This is a genomic window from Shewanella sp. KCT (assembly GCF_007636505.1).
Classification (GTDB): domain Bacteria; phylum Pseudomonadota; class Gammaproteobacteria; order Enterobacterales; family Shewanellaceae; genus Shewanella; species Shewanella halotolerans.
On the sequence record NZ_LVDJ01000012.1, the window covers coordinates 127,545 to 137,268 of the forward strand.

The 9,724-nt window shown below is 51.7% G+C and carries 8 protein-coding genes; 1 reads left to right on the plus strand and 7 read right to left on the minus strand.

Features of this window, described 5'->3' with window-relative positions; genetic code table 11:
- Positions 1 to 10 precede the first annotated feature (10 nt).
- From carA to dnaK, 6 genes are all read right to left on the minus strand, one after another.
- Positions 11 to 1,183, minus strand: coding sequence for a glutamine-hydrolyzing carbamoyl-phosphate synthase small subunit (carA, locus tag AYI87_RS16590; protein WP_144203818.1), 1,173 nt, complete (start codon positions 1,181 to 1,183; stop codon positions 11 to 13).
- A 160-nt stretch (positions 1,184 to 1,343) separates the two neighbouring features.
- Positions 1,344 to 2,159, minus strand: a complete 816-nt coding sequence (dapB, locus tag AYI87_RS16595) for a 4-hydroxy-tetrahydrodipicolinate reductase (protein WP_011866637.1) — start codon at positions 2,157 to 2,159, stop codon at positions 1,344 to 1,346.
- Positions 2,160 to 2,255: 96 nt separating this feature from the next.
- Positions 2,256 to 2,873 (minus strand): FKBP-type peptidyl-prolyl cis-trans isomerase, encoded by a 618-nt coding sequence (locus AYI87_RS16600; RefSeq protein ID WP_144203819.1) that lies wholly within the window; start codon positions 2,871 to 2,873, stop codon positions 2,256 to 2,258.
- A 260-nt stretch (positions 2,874 to 3,133) separates the two neighbouring features.
- A complete protein-coding gene (locus AYI87_RS16605) occupies positions 3,134 to 3,922 on the minus strand; it encodes a M48 family metallopeptidase (RefSeq protein WP_144203820.1) in 789 nt (262 codons plus the stop codon).
- 276 nt (positions 3,923 to 4,198) lie between these two features.
- Complete coding sequence (dnaJ, locus tag AYI87_RS16610) at positions 4,199 to 5,329, minus strand: molecular chaperone DnaJ (RefSeq protein WP_033537389.1); 1,131 nt, start codon at positions 5,327 to 5,329, stop codon at positions 4,199 to 4,201.
- Positions 5,330 to 5,477: 148 nt separating this feature from the next.
- Positions 5,478 to 7,391 (minus strand): molecular chaperone DnaK, encoded by a 1,914-nt coding sequence (dnaK, locus tag AYI87_RS16615; protein ID WP_144203821.1) that lies wholly within the window; start codon positions 7,389 to 7,391, stop codon positions 5,478 to 5,480.
- 306 nt (positions 7,392 to 7,697) lie between these two features.
- Here dnaK and AYI87_RS16620 point away from each other — a divergent pair, with 306 nt between their 5' ends.
- A complete protein-coding gene (locus AYI87_RS16620) occupies positions 7,698 to 8,624 on the plus strand; it encodes a DMT family transporter (protein ID WP_144203822.1) in 927 nt (308 codons plus the stop codon).
- 102 nt (positions 8,625 to 8,726) lie between these two features.
- On the opposite strand, the gene AYI87_RS16625 is transcribed toward AYI87_RS16620, so the two are convergent.
- Positions 8,727 to 9,368, minus strand: a complete 642-nt coding sequence (locus tag AYI87_RS16625) for a hypothetical protein (protein WP_041406686.1) — start codon at positions 9,366 to 9,368, stop codon at positions 8,727 to 8,729.
- Positions 9,369 to 9,724: the final 356 nt, after the last annotated feature.

Here is a 9,724-nt window from a genome sequence, read left to right on the forward strand (position 1 = left end):
TTCTCCCGGACTACTTGGCGTTATGACGATATTCTTCGATCAACTCGATAAAGTGATCGAACAGCGGCGCGGCGTCGTGCGGACCCGGGCTTGCCTCAGGGTGGCCCTGGAAGCTGAACGCTGGCTTGTCGGTCAGGTGAATACCCTGCAACGAGCCATCAAACAGCGACTTATGGGTCACCTTAACGTTGGCCGGCAGGCTGGTCTCATCGGCAGCAAAACCATGGTTCTGACTGGTGATCATCACGTTGCCCTTCTCCAGGTTGCTCACCGGGTGGTTGGCACCATGGTGACCAAACTTCATCTTCAGTGTCTTAGCGCCTGAGGCCAGTGCCAACAGCTGATGGCCAAGGCAGATACCGAAGAGTGGAATGTCAGTCTTGAGGAAAGCCTGAATCGCTTCGATGGCGTAGTCACATGGCTCTGGGTCACCAGGGCCGTTTGACAGGAAGATGCCATCTGGATTCATCGCCAGCACTTCAGCAGCAGGGGTTTGCGCCGGTACTACAGTCACATCGCAGCCACGGTCAACCAGCATACGCAGGATGTTGCGCTTAACGCCGTAGTCGTAGGCCACGACCTTGTATTTCAGTTCTGACTCAGGGGTGTCGCTCGGCAGGCCGCCCACCAGACGCCAGCTACCGCTACGCCATTGGTATTGCTTCTGCGTGGTCACTTCTTTGGCCAAGTCCATGCCTTTCAAGCCAGGGAACGCCTTGGCAGCCGCCAGCGCCTTAGCTTCATCCATGTCACCCACTAAGATGGCACCCGCTTGTGCCCCTTTTTCCCTGAGGATACGTGTTAGTTTACGTGTGTCGATATCGGCAATGCCTACAACATTATTGCTTTTTAGGTAATCGCTGAGGGATTGCTGATTTCTGAAGTTGCTCGCCAGTAGCGGTAGATCGCGGATGATCAGACCACATGCATGGACGGCTTCAGATTCGGTATCTTCACTATTGGTACCAGTGTTACCAATGTGTGGGTAGGTTAGAGTAACAATTTGACGAGAATAGGAAGGATCCGTGAGGATCTCTTGGTAACCCGTCATGGAAGTGTTAAATACCACTTCACCAACTGCGAGTCCATCAGCACCGATTGCAGTGCCAGAGAATACGGTTCCATCTTCGAGTACGAGTAAGGCAGACTTTGTCAACGCGACCTCCGAAAAGAGCCAAGCCATTGAATAATAAGGTTTTATTTTACTTTTAAAATACCAACTTCCGCTTAAATACGAAATTTTGACAAATTCCGACAATTTTAAAGGTAATTGTGAAGTTCGTCTATAGATAAGCGGTACTTTCTTTCAAAAAAAAACGCCAAATTGGCGTTTTTTTTAAATACTAATCCTTCAGGCCCAAGACCTGTTGCATGTCGTATAATCCGGGGCCCTGATCGCCTAGCCAAAATGCGGCGCGCATGGCACCGTTGGCAAAGGTCATACGACTCGAGGCTTTATGGGTGATCTCCAGACGTTCACCGATATCGGCAAACATGGCGGTGTGCTCACCCACCAAATCTCCGGCGCGAATGGTAGAGAAGCCTATGGTCTCACGGCTACGCTCTTCGGTGATCCCCTCACGGCCATAGACGGCGCATTTTTCCAGATCTCGACCCAAGACTTCGGCGATCACCTCGCCCATCTTAAGTGCAGTGCCCGAAGGCGCATCTTTCTTATGTCTGTGGTGGCCTTCGATGATCTCGATATCTGTGTAGTCGCCCATCACCTCGGCGGCCAGCTCCAAAAGGCGCCACATCAGGTTGACCCCCACAGACATGTTAGGCGCCATCACGATAGGCGTGTTCTCGGCGTAGGCGGCAATCTGCTCTTTCTGGGCATGATTAAAGCCAGTGGTGCCGATGACGATCGCCTTACCGTTACGAGAACACCAGTCGGTATGCACCACACTGGCCTCGGGCGAGGTAAAGTCGATCAGGATATCGAAATCGTCTACGGCATTGTCCAGCGAATCAGTGATGGCAACATTCATCGCGCCCACACCGGCGAGTTCGCCCGCATCGACACCTATCAATGTGGAACCCGCACGCTCAACCGCCGCACCTAAATAGATGTTGCTGCTGAGTTTTGCCGATTCAATAAGAGTTCGGCCCATGCGACCACTGCCACCGGTTATCGCCACTCTTACTTGCTCTGTCATCTAATTCTCCTAAACATTTGCTGCGGTTATTTGAGCACAAGGCTAACGCCAAATCATTTCAAAAAAAAGCCTAAGCAAACGCTTAGGCTATTTCGATTAGATAATGTCGAGCAATTCCACTTCGAACACGAGTGCCGAATAAGGAGGAATTGAGGCACCTGCGCCACGCTCGCCATAGGCCAGGTGATGCGGTACATACAGCTTCCACTTAGAACCAACAGGCATAAGTTGTAGTGCCTCGGTCCAACCGGCGATCACGCCAGATACTGGGAACTCGGCAGGCTGGTCGCGCAGTACTGAACTGTCGAATACGTCACCGCTGATGAAAGTACCATGGTAGTGAGTACGCACAGTCGAATCATAGCTTGGCTTGTCGCCTGAACCTTCGGTGATGATCTCATATTGCAGACCAGACTCCAGGGTCACAACGCCGTCACGCTTTTGGTTTTCAGCCAGGAAAGCTTCGCCTTCGGCCGATGCAGCCGCAGCAGCTTCTTCCTGAACCTTTTGAATACGCTGACTAATCTCAGTGAATGCAGTTTGAAGATCTTGCATAGAGACAGCACTCTCTTTACCTTCAAACGCATCTGACAGACCAACCTGAACAGCTGAAATATCGATACCTTCGAATGAGTTAGCTGCGAGTTGCTCGCCTAATTGGCGGCCAACGCCGTAGCTGGCGTGCTGTTCAATTGTGGTGAACTTATCAGACATAATGATTGTACTCTCATTTATTCAATTAATTTCGCGGCGGATTTTATCACAGACTGTGATAAAAAACCTAAAAATTGCCCCTAGGGTCTGTTTATCTTTCAGGTTTACTTTTTGTTCAATCTAAACGCGGTTTGCTCAAGGCGAGAGCAATGAAGCATAGTTGCACTATGTAAATTGCGAATAACAAAGAGCAAGGCGCGTTTAGATGAACCCTTCGGGCAGCTTTTGCTGTAAAAACAAACAGGAAAGGTCAACAGCCCCTAGTCACAGCGATTTTTTCCACTGGCGCTCGCGGCTCGATACAGCGGCGTCACCTCCGGCAGCATCTGCTGCAGATCGGCGATACGGTGGTCATGGGACGGATGGGTCGACAGCAGCTCTGGGCCCTGGCTGCCTCCCGCCTTGGCCATGTTCAGCCACAGGCTGATGCTCTGGCTCGGGTCAAACCCGGCTCTGGCCATCAACTCGACGCCCATGACATCGGCCTCACTCTCCTGGGCACGGCCATAGGGCAGGATAAAGCCATATTGAGCGCCCAGGCCCAGGGCCGACATGTAGAGGTCCTTGTTGCTCAGGCCGCTGACATCGATGGCGGCGCCGGCGATCTGCATGCCAACGCCTGTCATCTGCGCCCGTGACACCTGCTCGTTGCTATGATTGGCCAGCACGTGGGCCACCTCATGGCCAATGACGGTCGCCAGCTGATCCTGACTCTTCGCCACCTTGAGCAATCCGGTATAGACGCCGATATGCCCTCCAGGCAAGGCGAAGGCGTTCACCTGATCCGATTCGAACACCACCACTTCCCAGTTGGGCTGACGGCCCGGCAATACCGAGGTGATGCGGTTGGCCACACAGGCCACATACTGATTGACCTGCTTATCCAGGCTCACCTTCTGCTGCTTCTTCATCTCGGCAAAAGATTCGGCCCCCATCAGATCCATCTGCTGGGCTGAAAACAGCAGGGTCTGTTTACGCCCTGTGGGCGATTGTGTGGTAGCGCAGCCGGCTAATAAAAGTATTACCAGCGCCGCAGTTAACTGTTTCATCTCTTATCCCTTCTCGTTATGAAACTTTATTCTTGGCTATTTAAAGATAGCTAATACCAATCACGGTAAGTAAGTGTTCAGAAATAGTGCAGGAAAAACGCTCGAGAACAAGGCAGAATTTTTCGATAAGTAGTTATTCTACAATCAAAAATAGTAACGCAGTTATCGGACGTTTTAACAAACTAGCATGATCAATTATTTACTACGATTGGTATAAAACATGTAGCGATAAAAAAACCTCGCATTGCGAGGTTTTTAATTGTGTATCAGCAAGGCTTAGCTGTTCAAGTCCTGAAAGAACTTCTTCACGCCATCGAAGAAGCCTTCCGCCTTAGGGCTGTGCTTCTTTGATGAACCCGTCAGGGTGTTATCGAACTCACGTAGCAGCTCTTTTTGCTTGTCGCTCAAATTCACCGGCGTTTCCATCACCACCTTACATAGCAGGTCGCCGACCGCATGGCTGCGCACCGACTTAACCCCTTTGCCACGCAGACGGAACATACGGCCCGTCTGGGTTTCCGATGGGATCTTCAGGTTGACCTTGCCATCGAGTGTCGGCACTTCGATCTCACCGCCCAATGCCGCCGTGCTAAATGAAATAGGCACTTCGCAGTAGAGGTTGTTACCGTCACGTACGAAGATGGCATGCTCACGCACTGTGACCTGTACATAGAGATCCCCTGGAGGCGCGCCGAACTCGCCCGCTTCCCCTTCGCCCGACAGACGAATGCGATCGCCGGTATCCACGCCCGCAGGAATTTTCACCGACAGTGTCTTGCTCTTCTCTACGCGGCCTTCGCCATGACACTTACCGCAAGGATCTTTGATGATCTTACCGCGGCCATGACAGGTAGGACAGGCTTGCTGCACTGCGAAGAAACCTTGGCGCATCTGCACCTGGCCCTGACCGTGACAGGTACCACATGTGGTGGGTGAGCTGCCTTTCTTGGCACCGCTACCGTCACAAAGGTCACAGGTGGCTAAGGTCGGAATACGTAGCTCTTTGGTCAGGCCACGTACCGCCTCTTCCAGTGACAGTTCCAGGTTGTAACGCAGATCTGAGCCGCGCGCCGCCTGACGCTGGCCACCACGGCGTCCACCACCGAAGATGTCACCAAATACGTCACCGAATACATCACCGAAGTCGGCGCCGCCGCCAAATCCGCCACCGCCGCGATTAGGATCGACACCCGCGTGACCAAACTGGTCATAGGCCGCCTTCTTATCGCTGTCGGTTAGAATTTCGTAGGCTTCTTTTACCTCTTTGAAGCTGGCTTCGGCCGCCTTGTCACCTGGGTTGCGGTCCGGGTGAAATTTCATGGCGAGGCGCTTATAGGCCTTCTTAATCTCACGCTCGCTGGCGTCGCGACCTACGCCCAATACTTCGTAATAATCTCGCTTTGACATAGTCTCATACTTTCTGCGCTAGGGTCTGTTGATCTTTTAGGTTTACTTTTTGTTCAATCTAAAAAGATCAACTGCCCCTTAAGTTGTACGAACGGGCGTTAGAGTTACCCCATAACGCCCGCTGGAAATAATTTAGGCTGGGCCTGAATTATTTTTTGTCGTCTTTAACTTCTTCAAACTCGGCATCGACAACATCATCAGCAGGAGCTTCGTTAGACTGCTGAGCCTGCTCGCCTTGGCCAGCTTGCGCCTTAGCCTGAGCGATCTCCATCAGCTTGGCAGACGCTTCCATCAGGGCTTGCGTTGCCTTTTCGATAGCTTCTTTGTCGTTGCCCTTAGTGGCTGTATCGACTTCAGCCATCGCTGCTTCGATCTTCTCTTTGTCTTCGCTTGGCAGTGCATCGCCCGCTTCTTCGATCTGCTTCTTAGTTGCGTGAACCATGCCGTCAGCCTGGTTGCGTGCAGTCACTAGCTCTTCGAACTTAGCGTCTTCATCGGCGTGCGCCTCAGCGTCACGTACCATAGCTTCAACTTCTTCATCGCTCAGACCAGAAGAGGCCTTGATGGTGATGTTCTGTGCCTTGCCCGTCTTCTTGTCGGTCGCAGACACGTGCAGAATACCATCGGCGTCGATATCGAAGGCCACCTCAATTTGTGGCATGCCACGTGGTGCAGGCTCGATACCTTCCAGGTTGAACTGACCCAGCGACTTGTTAGCACTAGATTGCTTACGCTCACCCTGTAGCACGTGAATGGTTACCGCGCTCTGGTTGTCATCGGCCGTTGAAAAGGTCTGGCTAGCCTTAGTCGGGATAGTGGTGTTCTTCTCGATAAGCTTAGTCATCACGCTGCCCATGGTTTCGATACCCAGAGACAGAGGCGTTACGTCTAGCAGCAGTACGTCTTTCACGTCACCGGCCAGTACACCCGCCTGAACCGCAGCACCGATAGCAACCGCTTCATCAGGGTTAACGTCTTGACGCAACTCTTTGCCGAAGAAGGCAGAGACTTCTGCACGAACCTTAGGCATACGGGTTTGACCACCCACCAGAATCACTTCGTTGATGTCTGATACAGACAGGTCTGCGTCAGCCAGTGCCACTTTTAGCGGCTCGAGTGAACGTTGGATCAGGTCTTCAACCAGAGACTCAAGCTTGGCGCGAGTGATCTTAACCACTAAGTGCTTAGGGCCTGTCGCATCTGCCGTGATGTATGGCAGGTTAACTTCAGTCTGCGTGGTGCTAGACAGCTCGATCTTCGCCTTCTCGGCAGCTTCTTTCAGACGCTGCATCGCCAGTGGATCGTTACGCAGATCCAGAGACTGCTCTTTCTTGAACTCGTCGGCCAGGTAGTTGATCAGACGGTTATCGAAGTCTTCACCACCTAAGTGAGTGTCACCGTTTGTTGCAAGCACTTCGAAAGTTTGCTCGCCATCTACGCTATCGATCTCGATGATAGAGATATCGAAGGTACCACCACCTAAGTCGTATACCGCAACGATATTGTCGCCTTGCTTCTTATCGATACCGTAAGCCAGTGCAGCAGCAGTAGGCTCGTTGATAATACGCTTAACTTCCAGACCAGCGATACGACCGGCGTCTTTGGTCGCCTGACGTTGTGAATCGTTAAAGTAAGCCGGAACGGTAATTACCGCTTCGGTTACTGGCTCGCCCAGGTAGTCTTCGGCAGTCTTCTTCATCTTCTTCAGAATCTCTGCAGAAACTTGTGGCGGTGCCATCTTCTTATCGTGCGCTTCAACCCATGCATCACCGTTGTCTGCCGCGATGATCTTAAATGGCATGATGTCTACGTCGCGCTGTACTTCGTCATCTTTGAAACGACGACCGATAAGACGCTTAATAGCAAAGAAGGTATTCTTTGGGTTTGTTACAGCTTGGCGTTTCGCAGGCTGACCAACTAATACTTCTTCGCCTGTATATGCGATGATCGACGGGGTAGTGCGATCGCCTTCCGCGTTTTCAATTACGCGTGCTTTATCGCCATCAAGTACAGCTACACAAGAGTTAGTTGTACCTAAATCGATACCAATAATTTTACCCATGGAGTCCTCCAAAAAACTTTTAACTTACGCTAACTTTGTTATCTGATTCAGATATGGGGATAGGCGAATTCGTTTTCAAGCCTAATTTTCCGAGCCAATATCTTTCCTTAACACCCTATATTGGGACAGCAATTGGGAATACAAGGGCAAGAAAGATAAAAATTAACTTAATTGAGTATTTTTTTGATCTTAAAAGCTGCCGGGCGGCCAACAAGAAGCGTATAATGCATGCAATCGAAGTAAAACTCCCTCTGTGCCCTAGGCGCGTGGGATTTTTTTAGTTGTCTCGTTTAGTGAGAAGGTTCAGTGAAATCATCCAACCAAGCTTATCTCTATGCCTTAGCGGCCATCTTACTCTGGTCGACCGTCGCCACCGCCTTCAAGTTGGCCCTGAGCCATTTTACGCCCCTACAGCTAGTGTTTGTCGCCGTCTCGACCTCTATCCTCGCCCTAGGCGTCATACTCGCCGCGACCGGTAAGCTGCACCTCATTAAGCGCCAATTTAACAGTCGTCCCTGGTTCTACCTGCAGACCGGGCTGCTCAATCCCTTCCTTTATTATCTGGTGCTGTTCAAGGCCTACGCCCTGCTCCCCGCCCAGCAAGCGCTATCACTCAACTACACCTGGGCCATACTGCTGCCGCTGCTGGCGGTGCCACTATTGAAACAGAAGCTACGCAAGAGCGATCTCACCGCGGCGTTGATCGCCTATCTGGGTGTCTTCGTTATCGCCACCAATGGCGAGATCACCAGCGTGCGCTTCGAGAGTGCTACCGGGGTACTGCTGGCGCTCACCAGCACCCTGCTTTGGTCCCTCTACTGGATAGTCAACACTAAGGATGAGGGCGACCCAGTGGTGAGTCTGCTGCTGAGCTTCTTGGTGGGACTGCCGTTTATTTTGGTGACCCTGCTGCTGACCCAATCGCTGCCGAGCTGGGATCTCAAGGCCCTTGGCGCCGGCATCTATGTAGGCCTGTTTGAGATGGGAGTCACCTTCGTCCTCTGGTTGGTGGCGCTGAAAAAAGCGGATCGCACCGCCAGCATGAGTACCCTGGTCTTCATCACCCCTGTACTCTCGGTGGGCTTCATCGCCTGGATCCTGCAAGAGACCATCACACCATCGACCTTTATCGGCCTGGGGCTTATCCTAACTGCGCTGGCGCTGCAGCAGCTATTGCCTCAGCTTAAGCGCCTACGATCCAAAACAGGCCCTGCGCTGACGCCTGAGAACTAAAATCATCGGCTAACTTAAGCTGTCAGAAATAGACGCCCTTGCATAAAAAAACCGACCCTAGGGTCGGTTTTTTTACGCTTATCGCTTATTGATTTTCAGTGGCTAGTTGCGCACGTCGATCTCGCCCACACCCACCGAAACATACAGATGGTCATCGCCAGCAGTGCCTTGCTGATGATAGCTCTGGCTCACCAAGTTTTGGTTGACCTTGAGGCGCTGACCACCATCACGAATGCTCACCTCGCCCACGCCTGACTCGAGCGACACATCACCAAAGCTCGCCTGGTGCGTGATCTCCGCGCGACCTACCCCAAGTTCCACCTCTATGCTGGCACTCAGGCCATCGACAATCACCTCGCCGACGCCTGCATCCACCTTGAGCGCGGCGTTACGGGGCAGATAGACACGCCACTTCTGATTCACATCATCCTGATCCGCCAGGCGCAGCACCAGCTTGTCGCCATCATCGAGAATATCGAACTTGGCCGAGCTCACATCGCTGTTTTGCCAAAAGCCAAACCATTTCGAATCATTGGCCTTTACGACCACCTCGACCCGCACCTTATCCTGGTCGCCGGCGATCAACTCCGCCTGACCCACATCCATGTCCAGCGCCACCTTCTGGCCGCGATAATCGAACTCATCGTTAAGTGTGATGCTAGAGGCCGCCTGAGCGCCCACGCTCATCAAACCTACTAGCAGACTTAAACTTACCAATGCCTTGTTAACCATGTTGTTTTTCATCTTAAGCTCCGTAACCGACTCCCTGTGAGATTGATTAAGACACAGCAAGCAAGATGCCAAAACTGTAACTCGTTGTAATTATGCCAATTTATGGTGATTCTGCATTTTTGATTTAAGGTTTTCCCCAAACAAGTTGCGAAACTCACCAAGGGATCTGGTCAATTTCATCACTACCGATCATGGGATAAAGCGACTGAGATAAAGCTACAAGGATAAAGTGATTTAAATAAAGTGACTTATATAAAACTTAGCGAAGCAGAAAAGTAAAAATCCACCTGCATAGCAGGTGGCTTTGCTTTTGAGGCACCCTATAAGGGTGCCTTTGGATGTTATGAAAGCTCAAGTTGTTGCTGACG

Excerpts from the sequence above, each read along its gene's own strand:
- AYI87_RS16605 (WP_144203820.1), bottom strand. The coding sequence starts at position 3,922 with ATGAAACAGTTAACTGCGGCGCTGGTAATACTTTTATTAGCCGGCTGC.
- dapB (WP_011866637.1), bottom strand. The coding sequence starts at position 2,159 with ATGACAGAGCAAGTAAGAGTGGCGATAACCGGTGGCAGTGGTCGCATG.
- dnaJ (WP_033537389.1), bottom strand. The coding sequence starts at position 5,329 with ATGTCAAAGCGAGATTATTACGAAGTATTGGGCGTAGGTCGCGACGCC.
- carA (WP_144203818.1), bottom strand. The coding sequence starts at position 1,183 with ATGGCTTGGCTCTTTTCGGAGGTCGCGTTGACAAAGTCTGCCTTACTC.
- dnaK (WP_144203821.1), bottom strand. The coding sequence starts at position 7,391 with ATGGGTAAAATTATTGGTATCGATTTAGGTACAACTAACTCTTGTGTA.
- AYI87_RS16625 (WP_041406686.1), bottom strand. The coding sequence starts at position 9,368 with ATGAAAAACAACATGGTTAACAAGGCATTGGTAAGTTTAAGTCTGCTA.
- AYI87_RS16600 (WP_144203819.1), bottom strand. The coding sequence starts at position 2,873 with ATGTCTGATAAGTTCACCACAATTGAACAGCACGCCAGCTACGGCGTT.